This is a genomic window from Cytobacillus solani (assembly GCF_006704205.1).
Classification (GTDB): domain Bacteria; phylum Bacillota; class Bacilli; order Bacillales; family Cytobacillaceae; genus Cytobacillus; species Cytobacillus solani.
This window is the reverse complement of the sequence record NZ_CP041305.1, coordinates 3621357-3644135: the sequence shown is the minus strand read 5'-3', so window position 1 is coordinate 3644135 and position 22779 is coordinate 3621357. Positions and strand designations below refer to the sequence as shown.

General features: G+C 37.5%; 23 protein-coding genes. All 23 read right to left on the bottom strand.

Annotation, left to right across the window (positions count from 1 at the left end; genetic code table 11):
• Positions 1 to 20: 20 nt before the first annotated feature.
• Positions 21 to 1127 (bottom strand): prephenate dehydrogenase, encoded by a 1107-nt coding sequence (locus tag FI644_RS18250; RefSeq protein ID WP_053476799.1) that lies wholly within the window; start codon positions 1125 to 1127, stop codon positions 21 to 23.
• A 71-nt stretch (positions 1128 to 1198) separates the two neighbouring features.
• Entirely contained in the window at positions 1199 to 2317 is a 1119-nt protein-coding gene (hisC, locus tag FI644_RS18245; protein WP_053476800.1) for a histidinol-phosphate transaminase, read from the bottom strand.
• 46 nt (positions 2318 to 2363) lie between these two features.
• A complete protein-coding gene (gene aroH, locus FI644_RS18240) occupies positions 2364 to 2741 on the bottom strand; it encodes a chorismate mutase (RefSeq protein ID WP_053476801.1) in 378 nt (125 codons plus the stop codon).
• Between the two features lie 2 nt (positions 2742 to 2743).
• Positions 2744 to 3826 carry a 3-dehydroquinate synthase gene (gene aroB, locus FI644_RS18235; RefSeq protein ID WP_053476802.1) on the bottom strand — a complete coding sequence of 361 codons (1083 nt, stop codon included), beginning with the start codon at positions 3824 to 3826 and terminating at the stop codon, positions 2744 to 2746.
• 1 nt (position 3827) lies between these two features.
• Positions 3828 to 5000 (bottom strand): chorismate synthase, encoded by a 1173-nt coding sequence (gene aroC, locus FI644_RS18230; protein WP_056685419.1) that lies wholly within the window; start codon positions 4998 to 5000, stop codon positions 3828 to 3830.
• Between the two features lie 196 nt (positions 5001 to 5196).
• The gene (locus FI644_RS18225; RefSeq protein WP_053476804.1) at positions 5197 to 5970 is read right to left on the bottom strand and encodes a CheR family methyltransferase; all 774 of its coding nucleotides are present in this window, start codon (positions 5968 to 5970) and stop codon (positions 5197 to 5199) included.
• A gap of 117 nt (positions 5971 to 6087) precedes the next feature.
• Positions 6088 to 7185 (bottom strand): ABC transporter permease, encoded by a 1098-nt coding sequence (locus tag FI644_RS18220; protein WP_053476805.1) that lies wholly within the window; start codon positions 7183 to 7185, stop codon positions 6088 to 6090.
• Positions 7182 to 8444, bottom strand: coding sequence for an ABC transporter permease (locus FI644_RS18215; protein WP_053476806.1), 1263 nt, complete (start codon positions 8442 to 8444; stop codon positions 7182 to 7184). The genes FI644_RS18220 and FI644_RS18215 overlap by 4 nt, the downstream gene beginning before the upstream one ends.
• A 13-nt stretch (positions 8445 to 8457) precedes the next feature.
• Positions 8458 to 9390: an ABC transporter ATP-binding protein gene (locus tag FI644_RS18210; RefSeq protein WP_053476807.1), complete on the bottom strand. Its 933-nt coding sequence runs from the start codon at positions 9388 to 9390 to the stop codon at positions 8458 to 8460.
• Between the two features lie 157 nt (positions 9391 to 9547).
• Positions 9548 to 10180 carry a response regulator transcription factor gene (locus tag FI644_RS18205; RefSeq protein WP_053476808.1) on the bottom strand — a complete coding sequence of 211 codons (633 nt, stop codon included), beginning with the start codon at positions 10178 to 10180 and terminating at the stop codon, positions 9548 to 9550.
• Between the two features lie 13 nt (positions 10181 to 10193).
• Entirely contained in the window at positions 10194 to 11282 is a 1089-nt protein-coding gene (locus tag FI644_RS18200) for a sensor histidine kinase (RefSeq protein ID WP_172797654.1), read from the bottom strand.
• A 145-nt stretch (positions 11283 to 11427) separates the two neighbouring features.
• Complete coding sequence (ndk, locus tag FI644_RS18195) at positions 11428 to 11874, bottom strand: nucleoside-diphosphate kinase (protein ID WP_053476809.1); 447 nt, start codon at positions 11872 to 11874, stop codon at positions 11428 to 11430.
• A gap of 105 nt (positions 11875 to 11979) precedes the next feature.
• Positions 11980 to 12942 carry a heptaprenyl diphosphate synthase component II gene (hepT, locus tag FI644_RS18190; RefSeq protein WP_053476810.1) on the bottom strand — a complete coding sequence of 321 codons (963 nt, stop codon included), beginning with the start codon at positions 12940 to 12942 and terminating at the stop codon, positions 11980 to 11982.
• Positions 12943 to 13038: 96 nt separating this feature from the next.
• Entirely contained in the window at positions 13039 to 13746 is a 708-nt protein-coding gene (locus FI644_RS18185) for a demethylmenaquinone methyltransferase (protein WP_053476811.1), read from the bottom strand.
• Positions 13747 to 13751: 5 nt separating this feature from the next.
• Positions 13752 to 14564, bottom strand: a complete 813-nt coding sequence (locus tag FI644_RS18180) for a heptaprenyl diphosphate synthase component 1 (RefSeq protein WP_142108692.1) — start codon at positions 14562 to 14564, stop codon at positions 13752 to 13754.
• A 202-nt stretch (positions 14565 to 14766) separates the two neighbouring features.
• Positions 14767 to 15003, bottom strand: coding sequence for a trp RNA-binding attenuation protein MtrB (gene mtrB / locus FI644_RS18175; protein WP_053476813.1), 237 nt, complete (start codon positions 15001 to 15003; stop codon positions 14767 to 14769).
• Positions 15004 to 15263: 260 nt separating this feature from the next.
• The gene (folE, locus tag FI644_RS18170; protein ID WP_142108691.1) at positions 15264 to 15830 is read right to left on the bottom strand and encodes a GTP cyclohydrolase I FolE; all 567 of its coding nucleotides are present in this window, start codon (positions 15828 to 15830) and stop codon (positions 15264 to 15266) included.
• A 250-nt stretch (positions 15831 to 16080) separates the two neighbouring features.
• Positions 16081 to 16353 (bottom strand): non-specific DNA-binding protein Hbs, encoded by a 273-nt coding sequence (gene hbs, locus FI644_RS18165; RefSeq protein ID WP_053476815.1) that lies wholly within the window; start codon positions 16351 to 16353, stop codon positions 16081 to 16083.
• Between the two features lie 496 nt (positions 16354 to 16849).
• Positions 16850 to 18328 (bottom strand): stage IV sporulation protein A, encoded by a 1479-nt coding sequence (gene spoIVA, locus FI644_RS18160; protein WP_053476816.1) that lies wholly within the window; start codon positions 18326 to 18328, stop codon positions 16850 to 16852.
• A 226-nt stretch (positions 18329 to 18554) separates the two neighbouring features.
• On the bottom strand, positions 18555 to 19268 hold the full coding sequence (locus FI644_RS18155) for a YphF family lipoprotein (RefSeq protein WP_053476817.1): 714 nt from the start codon (positions 19266 to 19268) through the stop codon (positions 18555 to 18557).
• 66 nt (positions 19269 to 19334) lie between these two features.
• On the bottom strand, positions 19335 to 19535 hold the full coding sequence (locus tag FI644_RS18150; RefSeq protein WP_053476818.1) for a DUF2768 domain-containing protein: 201 nt from the start codon (positions 19533 to 19535) through the stop codon (positions 19335 to 19337).
• A 365-nt stretch (positions 19536 to 19900) separates the two neighbouring features.
• On the bottom strand, positions 19901 to 20941 hold the full coding sequence (locus FI644_RS18145; RefSeq protein ID WP_053476819.1) for an NAD(P)H-dependent glycerol-3-phosphate dehydrogenase: 1041 nt from the start codon (positions 20939 to 20941) through the stop codon (positions 19901 to 19903).
• Between the two features lie 83 nt (positions 20942 to 21024).
• Entirely contained in the window at positions 21025 to 22335 is a 1311-nt protein-coding gene (gene der / locus FI644_RS18140) for a ribosome biogenesis GTPase Der (RefSeq protein WP_053476820.1), read from the bottom strand.
• Between the last annotated feature and the right edge of the window lie 444 nt (positions 22336 to 22779).

Below are 22779 nucleotides of genomic sequence, written 5' to 3'. Positions count from 1 at the left end.
AAACTAATATTCATAATCTTTTATAGGGCAACTGAAGTCTCATAGCTTGTATGTAAATGAATACATGCTTCCGCACGTTCACGATCCTCTTCAGTTTGAAAGCTAATTACTAGTACACCGTATATTTCTTCTCTTGTTTCAAGAATACGAATATTTGTAATACTTATTTCCTCTTTGGCCAGAATTCCTGTTATTTCTGAAATGACACCAGGATAATCAGGAACATCTACAAAAAGATCGTAAAAGGCAGGGATTGCCCCCTTTTGTTTTTGCGGCAATTCATCCCTAAATTGCTTTGCTCTTAAAAAGTAATCATAGATTTCTTCACTATTTTCAGTTTCCAGCATATTTGTAACTTTTTGCATTTCTTCCTGCCAGTTTACTAATAGACTTAGAAGAACCTCTTTATTATGTAATAAAATATCTCTCCACATTTCAGGACTGCTAGATGCAATTCTCGTCACATCGCGGAAACCACCGGCTGCTAAACGTGGAACAAGCTTTTTCGTTTCACTTGTTTTCTCTGCTTGATGCACAAGCGAAGCTGCAATTACGTGAGGAAAATGACTAATAACACCTGTTAAATAATCATGCTCATCTGGAGACAACGTGATAAATCTTGCTTTCGTCCCTGAAAGCCAGCTTTGCAGCTGCTGTACCTGTTCAGCACGAATATGATCTTCAGGTGTTAACAAGTAAAAAGCATTTTCAAACAAGATTGACTTTGCAGCAGTGATCCCGCTTTTATGAGATCCAGCCATTGGATGTCCGCCAATAAATGCAACCCCTTTATCTGCCAATAATTTTGACCGCTTAACGATTTCCTTTTTTGTACTCCCAGCATCTGAGATAATTACTTGATCCTTTAGCTCCATATTCACTAAAGCTTGCATAATTCTTTCCGTCTCTTGGACAGGTGTAGCGATTAAAATGAGATCGGCTTCTTTCGCACCATCTTCGATTGAAGGGGCAATTTCATCAATAACAGAAAGCATTTTTGCGAGCTTTGCCTGCTCGAAAATGACATCAAAGCCAATAATAGTTGCATTCTTATGCTGCTTCTTGATACATAGTGCGAGGGAACCTCCAATCAATCCTAATCCAATGATAAATACGCGGCCATTCAAGCTCCTCACCACCTTTTTAAATAAATTCAGAGGCTATAGACAGCCTCTGAAAAGTTACACTTTTATCATTATTACTGAGCTTTCGCACTCTCCAAGCACGATGCTTTATACGTTAAATAGTCTCCCATTACTTTCATTACACCCTCATTTTGCTCTTTTGACCCAACAGTTACACGAACCGAAGTCGGGAAACCGAGAGCCTTACCGGAGCGTACAATGTATCCTCTTTCAAGTAAATATTGAAACACTTCATTTCCATCTGTTTTGAAGTCAATTAAAAGGAAATTGCCTTGTGAAGGGTAACACTCGAGCTTGTTTTCCATACAAAAATGATAGAAAAGTTCCAGCCCTTCCCGATTTTTCTGCTTACATTGCTCAACATATGATCGATCATTAATCGCAGCAATTGCCGCTGCTTGTGCTGCACGATTCACATTAAAGGGTTCTCTAACTGGTTCTAGTGCACGTATAGTATTTGGCAGACTAATTCCATAGCCTATACGCAAGCTTGCAAGCCCATAAATTTTCGAAAATGTTCGCAGAATAATCAAGTTAGGAAAAAGCTGCAATAGAGAAATAGATTCACAATAATCTGAAGCATCCACATATTCGCAGTAAGCTTCATCAAGAACAACAAGAACATCTTTCGGTACTTTTTCTAAGAAAGAGAGCAATTGGTGCTCAGGAATATAATGGCCTGTAGGATTATTCGGGTTGCAAATCCAAACAACAGACGTATTCTCATCCATAGACGCTAGCATGTTATCAAGATCATGTTCTCCATTTATTAAAGGAACTTCCCGAATTTCTGCTCCTTCAACAATGGCATTATGCTTATACTGTGGAAATGTCCGTTCTGCCATGATTGTATTTGTTCCTTTTCCTAGTAATGACCTTGAAATCATTTGAATAATCTCATCTGAACCATTCCCAAAGATTAATTGCTCCTCATTGACCTTCAAATGTTCTGCTACTGCTGTTCTTAATTCTGTCGCATATCCATCTGGGTATAACGGGAATGTTAAAGGAGCATTATTTAAAGCTTCAACAACTTTTTCTGAACACCCAAAGGGATTTTCATTGGATGCGAGCTTGATGATCTTATCTAGGCCATATTGCTTTTTCACTTCATCGATTGATTTCCCTGGCTGATAGGGAGTTAATTGAAGCAGCTGCTCTTTCCATTTCATGATCATTCACCTTTTCCTATCATTTTTGCGAATACAATTCTATGAATTATAAGGACTTATTCTCAACTTTCAAATCTGGCCTTAAACTTATTGCATTACCTAAATAAATATGGCTTATCTCTTCTTGCGGAATCATTGTATTTACATGCATCATAACGCGGATACATTTTGCCAATGCAGATGGAACAGGAATTTCTCTCATACACATAACAGGGACAAACGTCCAGCCATTAATTAAACGGATGGCTTTTGCCGGGAATGCAGCAGTAATGTCTTCTGTCACAGAAATAAAAACAGATGCAACCATATTTGCTTCAATCTTGTTCTGTTCAATCATCTGTCTTAGCAGGATTTCTGTAGCTTCGATAATTTCATCTTCTATATTCTCAGTTACAGTAGTGGCTCCCCTTATACCTCGAATCACAATCATTCCCCCTTCTGAAATATGTACAGCCCATTTAATAACTCTTCATCCGTCATTTCATATGAGATGGGGCTACCAATATCCTTTAACAATACAAAATTCACCTTTTGATTGATCGACTTTTTGTCTTGTTTCATACGCTCAAGAAGTTTATTAAGTCTTAATTCTTTCGGAAGTTCTGTAGCATATCCCAACTGCTCGAGCCATCTCTTCAAATGTTCATGATTAAAAGATAGACCAATTTTTTTCCGGCTTAGCTCCAATGCAAATAACATTCCAATTACAACTGCCTCTCCATGGGTCCACTTGCCGTAACCTGCCTCCGCTTCGATCGCATGGCCAAGTGTATGACCAAAATTGAGAAATGCACGAATGCCTGTCTCTCTTTCATCAACAGAAACAAAATCCCGTTTAATTTCAATTCCTCTAGCAAGCATATAACCTAAATCAGGCACTGGTAGCTTTTCCAATGAAAGAATGTGATCATGCAGCCAGAAAAAAAAGGATGAATCATGAATCAGTCCGTGCTTAATCACTTCGGCAAAGCCAGATCTTTTTTCATGCAATGGAAGCGACTGAAGAAAATTCAAGTCATAAAAAACAGCTTCCGGCTGGTAGAAGGCTCCAATCATATTTTTCCCCGAAGGATGATTAATAGCTACTTTCCCACCTACTGCACTGTCATGGGCAAGAATGGTTGTCGGCGCTTGTATAAATGGGATTCCCCTCATAAAAGTAGAAGCAACAAATCCTCCAAGATCACCAACTGCACCTCCGCCAAACGTAATGACAAGCGATTTCCTGTCAAGCTTGTTCTCAAGCGCAAAGGTTATGCATTGGTAATACACATCAAACGTTTTTGCTATTTCTCCGCTTGGGACGATACATGTATGTGTTTGGAAATCTGCCAACGCATGTTCAATGTCAAATAAATACAAATCGGCAACAGTTTCATCCGTAATAATCATTACTTTTGATATGGAAGAGAATGCACTATTAATAAATGTACACAATTCCTTAATAACACCCGAACCAACAAAAACAGGATATGTTTTTGAGGCAGTTTGAATGGTAATTTGTTTCATATTAAAACTCCCTTGCAAAAGCTCTTTGCCTATCAACTGTCTCCTTCAATGTTTCCAATCGATCAGAATAAAATTGATCAACAATCGCAGCTGCAAGCTCCCAAGCGATCACATTTTCGGCAACGACTGCTGCAGCGGGAACAGCACAGCTGTCTGAACGTTCAATACTCGCCGAATAGGGTTCTTTCGTTTCAATATCAACACTTTGAAGCGGTTTATAAAGAGTAGGTATCGGCTTCATTACCCCTCTGACAACAATTGGCATGCCTGTAGACATCCCGCCCTCAAGGCCGCCTAAACGATTGGTTTTCCGGTAATAGCCCCGTTCCTCACTCCAGGCAATTTCATCATGAACCTCACTGCCAGACTTACTAGCAGCTTCAAAACCAATACCAATCTCAACGCCCTTAAATGCATTGATGCTCATCATTCCACTAGCTAGTTTCGCATCAAGCTTTCTGTCATAATGAACATAGCTTCCTACTCCAGGAGGCATACCTTCGATAATAACTTCAACAATTCCACCAATAGAATCACCTTGTTGTTTTGCCTCGTCAATGGCATCCATCATCTTCTTTTCTGCGACTGGATCAAGGCATCTTACTGGCGAACCTTCAGTGATTTCTTGTAATTTTTGAAGAGATTCATATTCTTTAATAGCAGACGTCACTCCGCCAATTTCAATAACATGTGAAGCAACCTCGATTCCAAGCTCTTTTAATAGTTTTTTTGCGACTGCTCCTGCCGCTACTCTCACTGTTGTTTCCCTTGCCGATGAGCGCTCAAGAACATTTCGCATATCCCGATGTCCATATTTTAGTGCACCATTTAAGTCAGCATGACCTGGGCGAGGACGTGTAATCTTTCTTTTGATTTCTTCCTCTTCATCAGGGGCAATTGGTCCCTGTCCCATAATTTTCGTCCAATGCTTCCAGTCGTTATTTTCAACAACTAATCCAACTGGCGATCCAAGGGTATACCCATGTCTAATGCCTCCTACAATTTGGACAGTATCTTTTTCGATTTGCATTCTTCTTCCTCTGCCATGTCCTTTTTGCCGTCTTGCCAATTCAAAGTTAATATCTGTATCCAGTAACGGCAAACCTGCTGGCAGCCCTTCAATAATGGCCGTCAGCTGCGGACCATGGGATTCACCCGAAGTTAAGTATCGCAAAACTCTTTCCCCCTTCAACTCATTAAAGGATTATGTACCAATATAACATAGGATAAATAATAAAAATAGTTAAAAAAAGAAAATTCCTATAATTTATTTCTATATTTAATGCATTTTAACATGAAATGGTTGGTTACTCAAAAAAGAAAAGCAATGCAATGTAAAAAAAAGAGGCTGGATTTCTCCAGGTCCTCAGTTACTTTTTCCGATAAAAGAATGTGTCTTCTGTTTCAAACTCATATTTCCCTGGATTAAAGATTTGCTCCGTACTTCCTACAAAAAAGATGCCATCTTTGTTTAATGCCCCGCTAAATTTATAATAGAGCTCATCCTTCGCCTCTTCTGTAAAATAAATAAGCACATTTCGGCAGACGATTAAATCAAATGGACCCCCAAAAGTATCAGCTAAGAGATTTTGCTTGCGAAAGGTTACTGTTTTCTTCACATCATCAGATACTGTAAAAAAAGTTCCATCTTTCGTGAAATATTTCTTTTTCTTTTCCTCTGGCACTTCATTTAAAGACCTTTCCGGATACACACCCATTTTTGCTCTAGCAATTACATTTTCATCTAAATCTGTTGCTAAGATTTGGACTTGTGATAATGGCATAAAATTCGACATAACCATGGCAAGTGTATATGGTTCTTCTCCTGTCGAACATGCGGCACTCCAAATTTTCAAACGCTTATTCTTCGTAAGCAGTTTTGGAATAATTTTTTTTTCAAGCACTTCCCATCTTTTGGCATTTCGATAAAACTCTGACACATTAATTGTCATTCGATCAAGAAATTCATTTAGTAATTCTCTATCTTTATTCATAGAATCAAAAAAATCGTTAAAAGACTTAAACCCCTTTTTTTCATATAACGATTGGAGCCTTCTTTTCATTTGTGCTTCTTTATACAAGGATAAATCTATCCCTGTTTTCTTTTTAATATTTACAATGAAATTCTGATAATCCTGCGACATTGCCTACTCCTCTATTCATTGCTAATTTTTCTTATATACATTATTAGTATAGCTGAAATTTGGCATATTGGAGTGTATTTTGTTGAAAATTTTGCGTAAAATGTGGGTGACTCGCGATTATACATGCCTTCTTTCCATTAACCGAATGCCAATCCCCATCATGACTACACCCATTAAAATTAATATAGAAATCGGATATAATAATTCGCTATATGATAATCCAGATATCGTTGCCCCTTTTAAAAGCTCCATCCCATATGTAATGGGGATAGCCTTTGAAATAGTTAAAAGTGTCTCAGAAGTAATAATTTCAATTGGCCAATAAGCTCCACCAAGCATAGCAAAGCTCACACTTATTAACGGAACTAATGCATTAAATTGACCGATTGTTTTAACGATGCCAGTTAAAAAGATTGATAATGCGACAATCGAAAATAAATAAGGAATAATCAGGATCAAGGTCTTACCAAATGAACCATAAAAGTCCACTCCTGCACCGTATTTAAAAACGACAAATATTAAGGCAATCTGTATATAGCCAATGAAAAAACAATAAAGTAAATTCCCGATATACATTTCCATCTTTGTCGTAGAAGATAGAATCAGCCGATCCCAAATTCCCATTTGTTTCTCTCGCAATATTTCAACTACATTAAATGCAACAGTATAAATTGAGAAGAACAAGGCAAATCCAAATAATGATTGCAGACCCGGATCATAAACCCATTGTTCTTCATCTGAAAAAGATGCTAAGGAAAGCTGGAAAAGTTGATTTTCTTTCACTTCATTAATTTTTTCTAACGCTTTATTTGTATCAACAGCAAGGTCAATGACTGCTTTTTCTTTTAATCTTTTTATATAGTATCTTTCCACATATTGATTAATCAGATGAAAATTCTCAGTATTGCCCACTTGATATAATGTAAAGGAATCAGCTTCAAGTAAAATACCTGCTTCTACACTTCCTGCAGCAACCTTGTTCTTAACCTCTTGTTCATCTTCAACGACAAATTCAAATGCGTCACCCTTATTAAGATCTTCTATAATTAAATTTACCTCTTCTTCAGGTAAGGAACTATAAACGGGAACTTCAACTTTTGTGAAGGATGACTTCCCTAATAAATAGGCAAATGCGATACAAATAATCGTCGTTGTAATAAATGCACCTGGCTTCCTAAGTAGCAAGCGGAAATTCGCCCATATGATTCCTCTCATATCGATTCACCTCTTCTCGGCCGGATCAAAATTGCCAACAATAGTAACAGGACAGTTGTAATCGACACAGACAATAATTGACTTGATACGTCACTTAGAGAATATCCCTGCATGATTTTATAGTAGGCAGAAATCCCTGCCCCACCAGGTGAGTATTGAGATATCATTTCAAAAAAACCACCGATTTGTGAAACTGGAATAAAACTTCCGCCAACAAAAGCTATAATTGGTATTAAAAAGCTTGAAAATACTTGTGTTGCACTTCTTGAATTCGAACGATAATTAATTGCTGAAATAAAAACAGCAAACCCTCCAACCATCACACATAAAGTAAAAGTGACAACAAAATAATCAATAACATTTGGCCAGCTTACACCATGGATAAGTGCAGATAAGCCAAACAATATATTCATTTGCACAAAGGTGATAATAATCGTTGACACAAAAATGCCAACAAAAAATATCGGTACGGGTACGTTTGCTAACAAAATCCGTCCATAAATCTGATTTTCCTTTTCTTCTAATGCCAACGCCGCCGAATTTCCTGCTACGTAAAACATAAACATCACGCACATCCCAATTGCGTAATAAGTGACAGCATTAACTGGCTTTTTCTTTGTTACTGTTTCTGTTTTTCCTACTTTAGAAATAATACTGTTTTGCAGTGTTTCCGGATCAATTCCTAGTGATGGCAGAGCTGACCATAGAGAAATATCTTCTTGAAAAGAGGTAAATATATCATTTAACACGCTGCCTTCTAGTGTGCTTGATTCATTTAGTTTAAGGTTTAATTTAGGGACTTCGTCCTCATTAAAAAAAGCATGAAGATAAAATTGTTCCGTAAAGCCTGCAGGAATCTCTAGAATTCCACTATATTCAAGTGCCTCTTTGTCAGATGGCACAGTTTCCATTTCTGTTACTTGAATACTATCTTTAAATTCCTCGCTTGCAAATACGTCATCAAATAAGATTCTTATCGGATTGAAGCTTTTTATTCCTTCAATTGCCACTGCTTTTTCTTCTGGAGAGATCGGCAAGCTTGCCATTTTTTTAATCATTTTTTCTTCTCCGTAAGCGGCATCATCCTTTTGAATAACTGCGAGTTTAATATCCAAATCAGGAGCTTCACCATCAATAATTGATCCTAATGCAGCTCCTAAAATAGTGATGAGGACAAAAGGCATAAAGAGGAGGATGACTAGTTCACGTGGTCTTCTCCATACCATGAGCAATTCTTTTTTAATTAATTGAGCTATCATTTTCGTCCTCCCCCTAATCCCTTAATTGCCTGCCTGTTAAATGGAGGAACACATCTTCCAGAGTGGGTGTCTCAATATGAACAGAGATAATATTTGTTTTTGTCTCTTCTGCTAATTTGAAAAGGTCTTTTAGAATATTTGCCTTTTTAGGGACAATTAAAGTAATTGCTGGGTCTTGAACTGAGATATTTTTTACATTAGGAAGGGCTTGCAGAAGTTGTAAATATTCCCCTTTCAAGATTTCTACTTTTATTGCAATGGACTGTTCTGAAGATAATATGGCCTTTATTTCCTCCTTCGTGCCTGCTGCAATCACTTCCCCATGGTCCATTATATAAATACGGTCACACAGATACTCTACTTCCTCCATATAATGACTTGTATATAATACAGTTATATTTTTTTCCGTATTTAATCGTTTGACCGTTTCAAGGATATAGTTCCTTGATTGGGGGTCAATGCCGACTGTCGGCTCATCCATAATGATTAATTCAGGTTCATGAAGTAATGCAACACCAATATTTAAACGTCTTTTCATCCCACCTGAGAAGGTTTTTACCAAATCCTTTTTTCGATCTGTAAGGCCAATTATATCTAATACTTCTTCCACTTTTCTCTGTAAGTCTTTTTTCTTAATACGATGAATCCTTCCAAAAAACTCGAGATTCTCTTCTGCTGTTAAATCCATATACAGGGCAATATCCTGAGGAACGACGCCTAGAATCTTTCTTATTTTCTCCGGTTTCCTTATTATACTTTCATTTTTAAGCCGAACATCTCCGCTCGTTGGATGAACCAATGAAGAGATTAATGATATCGTTGTTGACTTTCCTGCACCATTTGGACCGAGCAAGCCAACTGTCTCCCCTTTTTCCAAATACAGGTTAACTCCTTTAACTGCCTTTTTATTTTTAAAATGCTTGGATAACTCCACCACTTCTAACATGAAATTCCCTCCTTTGTACATGATTAGTATAGAAAAGATTTAAAGCTTTCTACACTGCCCTAAGTCATTAAAAAACCCTTTATCCATGACCTTAGTCATTTTCCTTATCATGAAAAAAGCTATGTCAATTGACATAACTCATAAAAAAAGCTTTTGCTTATAGAAGATCATGCTTAATAGCAAAGATCGCCAGCTGAGTGCGATCTCTTAAACCAAGTTTTTGTAAAATCTGTGTTAGATGATTTTTAACCGTCCCAATGGACAAGTAGAGTTCACTTGCAATCTCTTTATTCGTCTTTCCTCTTCCAATCAGCTTTGTAATTTCTAATTCTCTTGGTGTTAAATGAATGTCGATTGAATCGATTTCTGGTTTTTCTAACAGCCTTGGCAGCACCTTTGCTGCTACTTGTTCATGTATTGCCATGCCACCTTCAAGACAGCTATTTATTGAATGAATTAACTTATGCCCATCTGAGGTTTTTAACAGAAATCCATCTACACCAAGCTTTAAGGCTTGGAGTGCATATTCCTCATCATTAAATGTCGTAAGGATTAGAATCTTAATATTCGGCCATCTTTCTTTCATTTTGTGAGCTGCCTCTATTCCATTCATCTTCGGCATCCGTATATCCATTAAAGCAACATCTACAAGATGATTTTCCAAAAAATCAATCGCCACTAAGCCATTTTCCGCTTCTCCAACAACGGAAAATAGCTCGTTTTGTTCCAGAATCATTTTTATCCCTTGGCGGACGATGCTTTGGTCTTCTACAATTAATACACGAATCAATTTCATCTCTCCTCTATGGCAATGACCCCTCAATAATAAAGGTATGATCTAATTGATAAATTTCGAGCGTACCACCCGCTTCTTCCACCCTTTGCTTCATATTTTTCAAACCAAAACCTTCATGAAATGGTTTCATATGATCATATGAATTTCTAATATCAAAATATAAATGGCCAAGCGGAGTTGTTCCTAATGTGACAAACACTTCCCTAGATTGTCCATACTTCATTGCATTTGTTAAGGATTCCTGTAAAACCCGGTATAAGGTGATGCTGTTTTGATTAGATAAGGTGAGACTTAAAGCTCCCTGCTTTGTTGTAAAATGTACTCGTAAGTGACTCTCTGATTCCAGTTTTCTTATTAATTGAATAACTGAAGATATTCCTTCGACATCATCCATATTTAAAGCCCTAACAGCTTTTCTTGTCTCTTCTAAACTTTCATTAACAATGTCCTTCATCGATTGAAGGACATCATTTTTCTCATTCATAAGGAGTATTTCTAATTGCATACTTAGAGCGGTTAGCTTATGTCCGACAGAATCATGCATTTCTCTTGCGATCCGAGTCCTTTCCTCCATTCGTATTGCTTTCTCATTTTTTGCTGCATATCTTTTTACCTTTCTATATTCATCAATAAGCTGTTCATATAATTGGGATTGATGAATGAGATTAAAATAATGAGTATTTAAGTACCAAAAAGCATAAAAGAGGAGGAGGATCAAAATAAACAGACTTGCCAGTACACTTGCTGACTCCACCGTTACAACAAGGTAAATTATTAAAATAATATTTACTCCAATTAGCAAACTACGAAAATAGAGTGGAGATAAATAAAAAGCAGACTCCAATTTATATAAGAGAATTAATAATACAAAAAATGGCATGAGTTTTTCCTCAAATAAAAATGCATACATGTACGTAATAGCTAGTAAGATTAGGGTAATAGGCAGCTTTTTTTTAAAAAGAGGAAGAAGAAAATAAACAGATAGTGAAAGAGCACAAAAGAGCAATACGAACACGCCAGTATTCTTACTAGGAGAAAGGATGATTAATGCCCAAATTGAAAATAATAAAATAAAACGAATACGAAAAGAAAGCAAGATCATTCCACCCATCAACTCTATTAAATAAAGATGGATTTAACGTAACAAATTGGATATCATTGGTCAATATAGAAATGAAAATATCTAAACGACCTAACAAAAAAAGCACTCGCTAAAAGCAAGTGCTTTTCAAACAAATCAATTAATTGATCCATTCATTCATTAGTTTAGCATATTCTACAAGTTCTTCCTCTTTAAAGAAAAGACCAATTTCTCGTTCAGCACTTGCAGGTGAGTCGGATCCGTGAATGATGTTCTTACCAACTGTAACTCCGAAGTCACCGCGGATTGTACCTGGTGCTGCATCTTTAGGATTAGTAGACCCCATCATTTGACGAGCTGTAGCGATGACATTTTCACCTTCCCAAACCATTGCAAATACAGGTCCAGAAGTAATAAAGTCAACTAATTCTCCAAAGAATGGGCGCTCTTTATGTTCTCCGTAATGCTCCTCTGCAAGCGCTTGCGGAATGCTCATAAGCTTACCGCCTACAAGTTGAAACCCTTTCTTTTCGAAACGAGAGACAATCTCTCCAATTAAATTACGTTGAACACCATCAGGCTTTACCATTAAAAATGTTTTTTCCATGATTTCCACTCCTAAAACATATGTATAGTGAATTACCTAAGAAGACAACCCATGAAAATAGTAACATTTTTTTGATAATTTAGCAATATATTCGGAATACAGCGTTTAAAACTTCCGTTTACCAATCATATTAGCAATATCTCTTAGTGTTTTTTTAGCTCGATTATGTGGAAGCTCATTTAAGATTTCAAGCGCTTTATTTAAGTAATTGTCACTTACCTTCAAAGACTTTTCAATTGCACCGGAATTCTTAATCAAAGAAATCATTTGTTCAATTTCCTCACGCTTTGTCGCCACATTTACTTTAATTATTTTTTCGCGGATTTCCTCATTTTTCATCGCAAATAAAACGGGAAGTGTAATGTTTCCTTGGTGGAGATCATCACCTGCTGGCTTTCCTAGCTGTTTCTCTGTACCAGTGAAATCAAGCACATCATCAATAATTTGATAAGACATTCCAACATAATAGCCAAATTGGTAAAGCTTTTTATGCACCTCATCTTCAACATCAGCTGCAATCGCACCTAGCTGACAGCTAACAGCAATTAAAATCGCCGTTTTTCTTTTTATTCGCCGAAAATAATTACGTACATTCTGATCAAAATTATATTTATCTTTAATTTGCTCAATTTCACCAATACATAGCTCAACTAAGGTATCCGCTAAAATTTGATGAGCAAATGGCTTTTCAATCTTAGTCATTAATTCAAGCGCGCGTGCAAATATATAATCCCCTGTATACATCGCAATGCGATTATCCCATTTAGCCTTTATCGTAGGTTTGCCCCTTCTTAGTTCAGCATCATCAATGACATCATCATGAACAAGTGAGGCCATATGAATTAGTTCGAGCGATACAGCAACATTTTTTATTCTACTGATATCATAATTTCCAAACTTTCCAGCTAGCAAAACAAAAACTGGGCGGATTCGTTTTCCCCCGGCTTTTAATAAATGCAAGGATGCTTGATGCAATAAAGGAGACTCTGCTTGGACTGTCTCCTCGAGTGCTTCTTCAATAATCGTTAAATCTGAATTCAAAAATGAATACATCATTTTCAACTTCATATCTATACTCACCCAGCTTATATCCTGTCTGCTGCTTCCATACATCATGTTATTATATGCACAAACATTCCTATGAAAAAGCATTCAGAAAAAATATTATTTTTCTTTTTTCCCTATATGAACAGCTGCTACTCCTCCGGTATATGGTTTGTAGCTAACCTGATCAAAACCAGCATTTTCGAACATGCGGGCAAGCTCCTTCATTCCTGGGAAGTCTCGTGCAGATTCTTGTAGCCATGAATATTCTTTATAGCTTTTCGCAAATATCTTACCAAACATCGGCATAATAAAGCGGAAATAGAAGTAATAAGCTTGTTTATAGCCAATCATCGTTGGCTGAGATGTTTCAAGACAAACAGCCAATCCTCCTGGCTTTACAACTCGATGCATTTCTTTTAATACTTGTAAATAATCCGGTACATTTCGCAAACCAAATCCGATTGTTACAAAATCAAAAGTATTATCAGGAAAAGGGAGTTCCATCGCATTTCCATGCACTAGCTGGACTTGTTTAAGATTCATTTCTTTTACTTTTTGTTCCCCGATTTTCAGCATATTTTTACTGAAATCTAATCCGATCACTTCGCCTTTTTGACCGACTGCCTCAGCTAATGCAATTGTCCAATCAGCTGTTCCACAGCACACATCAAGAGCCTTCGCACCCTTTTGGACGTTCATTTTCTTCATTGTATCTTTACGCCATCTTAAATGCTGCTGAAAGCTGATGACGGAATTCATTTTGTCATAATTCCCATAAATCTTTTCGAATACATGATGGACACGTTCTTCTTTAGATTGCTGCATACTGCTTACCCTTCTTCCACTAATGTATTTGCATAGGATTCATTCTTACTAAGTACCGACTGAATTTTCTTAACTAATAATTCATCCATTATTGGGAACTTCCTGAATTGCTTTTGAATGAGATTTTTTGAGCAGTCAATATAATGATCACAAATAGCGAGCAAATCCTTGTCTTGATCATTCGTATCATGACATGTTTCATTTTTGCCAACTATATTCTTGATTGCTTCAAAAACAATTGACTTTCTTCCTTGTAGGAATAATTCTCTCTCAGCGTTTAGCCTTTTGACGAATAAAAGATTAGCTGAAAAATCATTCCATTCCGTGTCATCCAAATAAGAAGCGACCTTTACAAATAAAGAAGACTCAATCTTTTTTATATCATTCATTAAGTCATCAAAAGTATTAGCTGATTTTTGGTAGAGGGAAATTTTATGTTCATTTACCTCTTTTATCCCTTCAGCTAATGAACGAATCATTTCAATATCATCAATACCGGCAAGAATTTTATAATATAATCCGCTATAATATACACCAGCTAGTACGGTAAGCTGCCTAGACTTTAGTTCCTCAGAATCTAGTCTGTGATTCGATACAAGCTCATGAGTATCAAGGGCAATTTGAATAAGCATGATTGTTATGCAATATTTTTTCGCGATTAATTCCGGTACACTTCCTTTATTAAGAAGTGAAAGAAGGAGCAAAAGCTTGTCTTCATCGATTATTGGCGGTTCAATATGCTTAAGTAAATAAGGGTGCTTAATCTTTTCATTGATTTGCTCTTTCACATCTGCTAATTTAACCATCAAGTTTTGCATACAATCACCCTTGTTTTCCCTGAGTTTTCTTCTTCATTTCAATAAGATCTCTATTTATATTTAAGGAAAATAGACCCTTTACTAGTCTATTTTTACGTATACATAAGGCAGAGACCATTATATCATATATTACAAATCAATGTCAGGGAATTTTCGAAGAAACCGCGGCTTTGTGAACGTTAATTTACATTTAGTATGAATTTTATTTTTTGGATTCGCTTTCAACTTCTCCATAGGCAGTCATTATGACGGCATTTCCTCTAATTTTTATTGCAGACGTATGTTCAGTAAATTGAGCAATCATTACTTCTCCATGATCTAGTTTCTCAGAATGATGAAATCTAGTATCTGACCCTCTTGTCAACCCAATTACATTTACACCGTCTTCTTTTGCTTTAATAATGACATATTCATTTCCTACTTGAATTCTATTCTCCATATAAACACCCTTTTGCCTATAGTGATTTGATCTTAGAATTTGGCTGTGCTGAATGTTGCAGTTGATTTTCGCTGGAAGCACACGCTTATCGCAGAATGGACAGTAAGCCTTATCGAAGAACAAGCTCATGTGGCGACTTACCTGTCCTACTCCTGCAGAATAAGCATCTTTGAATACTAACACCGCATCTAGTCAATACGACAGCATTTCCGAGGATTCTCGTACGTTCTGCGGCAATCAACATTCACCTTTAACACAGTTTAGAATTTAATCAATGAAAGCACTTCAGCACGTGCTCTTTCATCATCAGCAAATACGCCTCTTGCTGCAGTAGTCACTGTTTGTGAACCAGGCTTCTTCACACCGCGCATGGTCATACACATATGCTCTGCTTCTACAACGACCATAACTCCATGTGGATCAAGCTTCTCTAAGATTGACTCCGCAATGGTTGATGTTATTCTTTCTTGCAGCTGCGGCCTTTTCACAACTGCGTCCACTGCTCTTGCCAGCTTACTTAATCCTGTTACCTTTCCGTTCCTTGGAATATAAGCAACATGAGCTTTGCCGTAAAACGGGACAAGATGATGTTCACACATAGAGTAAAAAGGTATATCTTTTACTAGTACAACTTCTTCATGGTCCTCGCCAAATACCGTTTCAAAATATTCCTTTGGATCTTGATTCAATCCTTGGAATACTTCCTCATACATTTTTGCCACTCTTTTCGGTGTATCGAGCAGACCCTCACGATTAGGATCCTCTCCGATTGCTTCTAATATTAAACGTACCGCATCCTCAATCTGCGCACGATTTACCTCTGCCATCATACATCCTCCTCAAGTTCACAACTATCTAAATCTAACGTAATATGTCCATATTAGCACAATCATTTCGTTACTAGCAAAAAAGAAAAGCGGAAGCTGGCCATACAGTTAATCTTTGTAAAAAAGCAATAAAATCCATTGATCCTTTTGCAAAATTTCTAGTATGTATATTTTTGTTTTTTTTAAAAGAAAAAACCGCGAGAGAGTCGCGGTTTTTAGCTCAAGCAAAAGCTTTTAGCACAATATGTACTTATTTAACTGCATCTTTCAATGCTTTACCTGGTTTGAAAGCAGGTACTTTGCTTGCAGCGATTTCAATTTCTTCACCTGTTTGAGGGTTGCGTCCTTTACGAGCAGCACGCTCACGTACCTCAAAGTTTCCGAAACCAATTAGTTGAACTTTATCACCATTTTTTAAAGCATCTAAGATTGCATCAAAAACAGCATCAACTGCTTTAGTAGCGTCTTTCTTAGAAAGCTCACTGCTTTCAGCAACTGCATTAATTAGTTCTGTCTTATTCATGCCTTTCACCTCCTCCCAAAAAACGAAATGCGGAAGCGCCTTGATCAGGGGCGACAAGCATAAGACGAGCCGGCAGGAAGGTTGTACTTTAACCTTCTTGACGGATTGGCTTATGACCTCGAGCCCCTAGGCGCTGAAGCTAGACATCTGTCTAACTCGTAAAAGTAGAATCTTCTTAAGTCATAATAGTATTCTTACTTACATTTGTAAACAAATTTACTGATTTCTAAACATTTTCATGTATTTTTGTTTAACATGCCCAATAATAAATCATATTTGAAAAAATATCAATTCATTTGTATTAAAAAACCTTTAATACTAAGGGTTAGAGCACTTTTCGTGTAATTCAGTTTAAAGATTATCACAATCATTTGCGGTTATCAAGAATATTTCATGTTTAAATGGGAAGTTTTCATATATTTTGACGAAAATGTTTGATTATCCCTCTTTTATTAGGGAATAAAACAAGAAAAAGACCCCCAATGGAGTCCTTTAATTATAAAATTATTGCAATTAATCCGCCTGAACCTTCATTTATTATTCTTTCAAGCGTTTCTTTTAGTTTATATCGGGCATTTTCCGGCATCATCGCTAACTTCGCTTGGATTCCCTCTCTCACAATAGAACTTAAGCTGCGTCCAAAAATATCTGAATTCCAAATAGATAACGGATCATCCTCAAAATCCTGCATTAAGTAGCGGACTAGCTCCTCACTCTGTTTTTCTGTTCCAATAATTGGCGAAAATTCCGATTCAACATCGACTTTAATCATATGAATGGAAGGGGCAACTGCTTTTAATCTAACACCAAATCTCGAGCCATGGCGGGTGATTTCCGGTTCATCTAAGCTCATATCAGAAAGTGATGGTGCCGCAATCCCATAACCTGTTTGTTTTACCATTTTCAAAGCATCTGAGATTTGATCATACTCTGTTTTAGCATGTGCAAAATCCTGCATAAGCTCAAGTAAATGATCTTTCCCTCTTATTTCTACCCCGACAATTTCTTTTAATACTTCATCATAAAGGTCATCTGGAGCAAACAAATCAATTTCGGCTACTCCCTGACCCATTTCTATTCCTGCTAAGCCGGCACGATCAATAAACTCAAAATCACTAAATTGATGGACCACTCGATCGACATCTCTTAGTCGCTTAATATCTTTAACTGTTTCTTTTACGGCGTCTTGATAGCTTTCTCTTAACCAGTGGTTTTCATGTAAAACCATGACCCAGCTTGGCAAATTCACATTCACCTCAAGCACAGGGAATTCATATAATGCTTCACGCATGACGTTTAATACATCCGATTCCCTCATTCCTTCTACACTCATGGCCAGTACTGGGATATCATACTTTTCAGCTAATTCATTCCTAAGCGCTTCCGTATTAGGGTGGTGCGGTTGAACACTATTGATGACCATTATAAATGGCTTTCCAACTTCTTTTAGTTCATCAATCACTCTTCCTTCAGCTTCAAGGTAGTTGCTACGCGGGATTTCGCCAATTGTACCATCCGTAGTAATAACAACCCCAATCGTTGAATGCTCCTGAATCACTTTCCTTGTACCAATCTCTGCTGCCTCATGGAAAGGAATTGGTTCTTCATACCATGGAGTATTGATCATTCTTGGACCATTTTCATCCTCATAACCCTTTGCCCCAGGTACCGTGTAGCCGACACAATCGACCAAGCGGATGTTTACATCTAAACCTTCATCAACGTGAACAGTAGCTGCCTGGTTTGGTACAAATTTCGGTTCAGTTGTCATGATTGTTTTACCGGCCGCACTTTGAGGGAGTTCATCCTGGGTGCGAGCGCGGTCAGCTTCATTGCTCATATTCGGCAATACAACAAGCTCCATAAATTTTTTTATAAAAGTTGATTTGCCTGTACGTACAGCTCCAACTACACCGAAATAGATATCACCGCCAGTTCTTTCGGCAATATCTTTGAAAATATCTACCTTTTCCAAGTGATCCCCTCCTAAAATCTGTGGGATAAAATTATCCTATCAATTACGTTTGGACATTATATGTTTATGATGTTGTCCTACTCCGTTATGACAGTTTTTTTTAAATCACCCCGTTTTGAAAGTAAAACTTAAACACTTTATTTCCAATTCATTACTGTTAAGGTCATAATCAAAACGAAGAAAAAACCCTTCTCCTACAATATATTTTGCAGAAGAAGGGTTATGACTATTTCGCCAAAAAGATTGGCTGTTTCGTATTCTCATCAATTGTATATGGCAAAGAATAAGCAGGCACAAATGCTGAGTCTTCAACAAGTATCCCTCTGATATCTTCACCCGGCTGATAATTCATTTTTTTCGTTTTTACTGCTTCAAAAAGATCACTTGTATAATCCACATAAACCTCCCCATCTCCTGTTACAACAAATGGCAAAGGAAGTCCCGTGTATGGACTTTTAGCTGTTGGATCTTCTTTATAGCCTAATTTGCTAAAATCCAATGAAAAAACATGGTCAGCAATTTGTTCTTTATATGGTGGATACCCTTGAGTTTTTATCCGCAGTTTAATATCGCGAATGGTTTCAGCCATTCTTAAATCAAATATTTTAACTGTTGGGTTCGTTTCTACATCAACAAGTACATATTGAAAAATGCCCCCGGATTCAAATGCATTTCCGGGCGGTTCCGCCATATACTTTGGTACGACCATTTTAAAATCAATCGGATACTTTTGATAGATAGGAGTCGTTTGATCCCTCGTTTTAATTGGAAGAAGTCCTCCAGTATCCTCTTTATATTTATTTATTACTGATTGAACAGCTTGAATCTGGTCCTCATAAGGGATTTGATTTTCTGCAAGTCTTTCTTCAGGATACATGCATCCCGATAATACTGAAATAACTAATAGAAGCAAAGAAAGAAGCCGTATTTCCTTTTTCAACCGAATCAATCCTTTTTGGCTATGTATTTATTGTACTTTCATAAAACGGCCGCTACATTTCCTCTTCTACTCAGGGGTGGGACCGCTAAAGACAACAAGAAATATGATAATTCCTGATACAATCATTAAAATATAGGCAACTAGAGCGGTTACAAACTTAAAAACCCCGCCTAATTTAAAACGACTAAAATATATCAGTAATATGGCCAAAAACATAAACCCCATAGACGCAAGTGATATCCACATTTTCATTAATGATGGTGACATGATTTCAACTCCTTTTTCCGAGAAGTATTATATCATATCACCAAGACGATTGGCACATAAAGTGAAACTTCAATTAGTAAGGAACTCCTTCTTCCCCTACTTAAAAATTTCTATTCCCTTAACTTCTTGAAGTGGGGTCTTACAGCCAGTTTAGCTGCACAAACCGATGTTTCTACCCTTAAACACTCTTAACGAAAAAAAAGCCAAGTTAAAGAGGGGCAATTCTTTAACTTAGCCTGTGACTAAATAACCCTAATACCCTGTTCAATTCACCAGTTTGCTTCGTTGCATTGTATGCAAATAGTTTCTCTCGCGTATCCTCGAATGCCTATATTTCAAATATTTATTTGCATCGATACTCATTTTTATATATCGAGAACGTTTGTGAGGTCCTCCATTTCATCTTTTTTTCCACGAGCCATCAAGCGGTCAACTGCATCTTTTGCATTTATATTATTAAATAAGACGTCATAAAGAGCATCTGCTATCGGCATGTTGACTTCATATTTCTCTGCGAGCTGCTTAGCAGCCTTTGTCGTTCTTACCCCTTCAACGACCATTCCCATATTGTCCAAAACCTCTTGAAGATTTTGGCCTTTCCCAAGCAAATGACCCGCTCTCCAATTTCGGGAATGGACACTCGTGCATGTCACAATTAAGTCGCCTATTCCTGTTAACCCAGAAAAGGTTAACGGGCTTGCACCCATTTTCATTCCTAAGCGGGCAATTTCAGCTAAACCACGTGTAATCAATGCAGCCTTGGCATTATCTCCATAACCTAAGCCATCCGTAATTCCTGCAGCCAGAGCAATAATATTTTTAAGTGCTCCGCCAATTTCAACACCAACAATATCCGGATTTGTATATACCCGGAAATTATTATTAATAAATAAATCTTGAACTTGATCCGCAGCTGCCATATTTTTAGATGAGACAGTGACTGTTGTCGGATGCCTTAAGCTAACCTCTTCCGCATGACTTGGTCCTGAAAGCACAACTACGCTTGCTAAAAGGCTTGCTGGCATTTCTTCTTCAATCATTTCAGATATGCGCAGCAGCGTATCTGGTTCAATCCCTTTACTTACGTGGACAACGGTCAAAGGTTCTTTTCTAATGGCGCGAATTTTGCCGATCACTTCCCTAATCGCTTTCGTAGGGACCGCAAGAATAATTGTATTTACTCCAAATAAGGCTTCCTCTAATGATGCAAAGCCGGTAATTCCATCTGGCAGCAGGATATCTGGCAAATATTTTTTATTAATATGGTGTTCATTTATTTCTTTAATTTGTTCAGGGTTATGTCCCCAGAGCTTTACTTCATGATTATTATCAGCTAACACCATTGCTAAAGCAGTTCCCCAACTGCCAGCTCCGATGACAGCAATGCTTTCCCTTTTCCGCTCCATAAGATCACTACCTTTAAATGATATTGTCTATCTTGCATGGCTAGGGGCTTAATGCCCCTGGGCAAGCCGCTTCGCTTTTCTAGTTATTTTCTCTCTCTAGCGAATATCTTAATCGGGGTTCCTTCAAAGCCGAAAGCATCTCTAATTCTATTTTCTAAGAAACGCTCATATGAGAAATGCAGAAGCTCTGGATCATTTACAAACACAACAAAAGCAGGCGGCTTTACAGCGACTTGTGTTGCATAATATATTCTTAGACGCTTTCCTTTATCTGTCGGAGTTGGATTCATAGCCACCGCATCCATAATGACATCATTTAACACACTAGTCTCTACACGCAGTGCATGATTTTCACTTGCTTTATTTATCATTGGAATCAAGGTATGAATTCGTTTTTTTGTTTTTGCAGATAAGAAAACAATTGGAGCATAGTCAAGAAATAAGAAATGTTCGCGAATTTTTTGTTCAAATTCTTTCATCGTCTTTTCGTCTTTTTCAACAGCATCCCACTTATTCACAACGATAACGACCGCTCTTCCCGCTTCATGCGCATATCCAGCGATACGTTTATCCTGTTCAATAATGCCTTCCTCACCATCAATAACAACGAGAACGACATCAGAACGTTCAATCGCTCTTAATGCCCGAAGAACACTATACTTTTCAGTTGTCTCATAAACTTTTCCCTTTTTACGCATACCCGCTGTATCAATGATGACATATTTATCCCCATTAAACTTCAGCTCGGAATCAATCGCATCTCTAGTCGTGCCCGCAATATTGCTCACAATCACTCGATCTTCACCAAGAATTGCATTAACAAGAGAGGATTTCCCAACATTCGGACGCCCAATTAAAGAAAACTTAATCACATCATCCTCGTAATCCTTTTGACCCGATTTCGGGAAGTGCTTGGCTGCTTCATCAAGTAAATCACCAAGTCCTAACCCATGTGAACCCGAAATAGGGAATGGTTCCCCGAATCCTAATGCGTAGAAGTCGTAAATTTGGTCCTTCATTTCCGGATTATCGATTTTATTTACACCGAGTACTACAGGCTTCTTTGCTTTATAAAGGATTTTTGCTACCTCTTCATCTGCAGATGTTACACCTTCTCTTCCGTTTGTAAGAAAAATAATCACATCCGCTTCATCAATAGCAATTTCTGCCTGCTGGCGAATTTGCTCTAAGAAAGGCTCGTCCCCTATATCGATTCCACCTGTATCAATAATATTAAATTCATGTGTTAGCCATTCCCCTGAACTGTATATACGATCCCTTGTAACACCAGGAATATCTTCAACAATTGAAATTCGAGAACCTACAATTCTGTTAAAAATCGTTGATTTTCCAACGTTTGGACGTCCGACAATCGCCACTACTGGTTTTGCCATGAACATCACCCCTTTACCTTTATTTCTTTCAAACATTACTTAAACATTCGAATGTATCCTAACCTGCAGCCTAAGAACGTACAAAAGTAATTCTTTATAAAATAAACCCTTCTTAAATAGAAGGGCCTAACTTCATTATATTATCAAAGCAGTACCATACTATCAAGAACAAATGCGCAAGCGCCTTAATCACCCCTGACAAGCACAAGACAAGCCTTCCGGAAAGGTGTCCTTTACCTTTCTGGGAGGATTGATTGAAATGTGGAGGCGACTGTCCAGGGACGACTGCATAATTCAAGACCTGTAAGAAGGTGTATTTTGCCTTCTGAAAGGGATTGGCTAAAGACACGAGTTCCTAGGAGCCGCAACTAGACAAGCTTGTGACCTCGAGGTCGACAAAATCGCGACGTCCTCCTAAATGCTTCACTTTTAGTCGTGCGATGC

What these genes read in the sequence shown, in the direction of transcription:
- hisC (WP_053476800.1), bottom strand. Translation starts at nt 2,317, where the DNA reads ATGAAATGGAAAGAGCAGCTGCTTCAATTAACTCCCTATCAGCCAGGG.
- aroB (WP_053476802.1), bottom strand. Translation starts at nt 3,826, where the DNA reads ATGAAACAAATTACCATTCAAACTGCCTCAAAAACATATCCTGTTTTT.
- FI644_RS18225 (WP_053476804.1), bottom strand. Translation starts at nt 5,970, where the DNA reads ATGTCGCAGGATTATCAGAATTTCATTGTAAATATTAAAAAGAAAACA.
- FI644_RS18220 (WP_053476805.1), bottom strand. Translation starts at nt 7,185, where the DNA reads ATGAGAGGAATCATATGGGCGAATTTCCGCTTGCTACTTAGGAAGCCA.
- FI644_RS18215 (WP_053476806.1), bottom strand. Translation starts at nt 8,444, where the DNA reads ATGATAGCTCAATTAATTAAAAAAGAATTGCTCATGGTATGGAGAAGA.
- FI644_RS18210 (WP_053476807.1), bottom strand. Translation starts at nt 9,390, where the DNA reads ATGTTAGAAGTGGTGGAGTTATCCAAGCATTTTAAAAATAAAAAGGCA.
- ndk (WP_053476809.1), bottom strand. Translation starts at nt 11,874, where the DNA reads ATGGAAAAAACATTTTTAATGGTAAAGCCTGATGGTGTTCAACGTAAT.
- hepT (WP_053476810.1), bottom strand. Translation starts at nt 12,942, where the DNA reads ATGAAGTTGAAAATGATGTATTCATTTTTGAATTCAGATTTAACGATT.
- FI644_RS18185 (WP_053476811.1), bottom strand. Translation starts at nt 13,746, where the DNA reads ATGCAGCAATCTAAAGAAGAACGTGTCCATCATGTATTCGAAAAGATT.
- FI644_RS18180 (WP_142108692.1), bottom strand. Translation starts at nt 14,564, where the DNA reads ATGCAAAACTTGATGGTTAAATTAGCAGATGTGAAAGAGCAAATCAAT.
- mtrB (WP_053476813.1), bottom strand. Translation starts at nt 15,003, where the DNA reads ATGGAGAATAGAATTCAAGTAGGAAATGAATATGTCATTATTAAAGCA.
- folE (WP_142108691.1), bottom strand. Translation starts at nt 15,830, where the DNA reads ATGGCAGAGGTAAATCGTGCGCAGATTGAGGATGCGGTACGTTTAATA.
- hbs (WP_053476815.1), bottom strand. Translation starts at nt 16,353, where the DNA reads ATGAATAAGACAGAACTAATTAATGCAGTTGCTGAAAGCAGTGAGCTT.
- FI644_RS18150 (WP_053476818.1), bottom strand. Translation starts at nt 19,535, where the DNA reads ATGTCACCATCATTAATGAAAATGTGGATATCACTTGCGTCTATGGGG.
- FI644_RS18145 (WP_053476819.1), bottom strand. Translation starts at nt 20,941, where the DNA reads ATGGAGCGGAAAAGGGAAAGCATTGCTGTCATCGGAGCTGGCAGTTGG.
- der (WP_053476820.1), bottom strand. Translation starts at nt 22,335, where the DNA reads ATGGCAAAACCAGTAGTGGCGATTGTCGGACGTCCAAACGTTGGAAAA.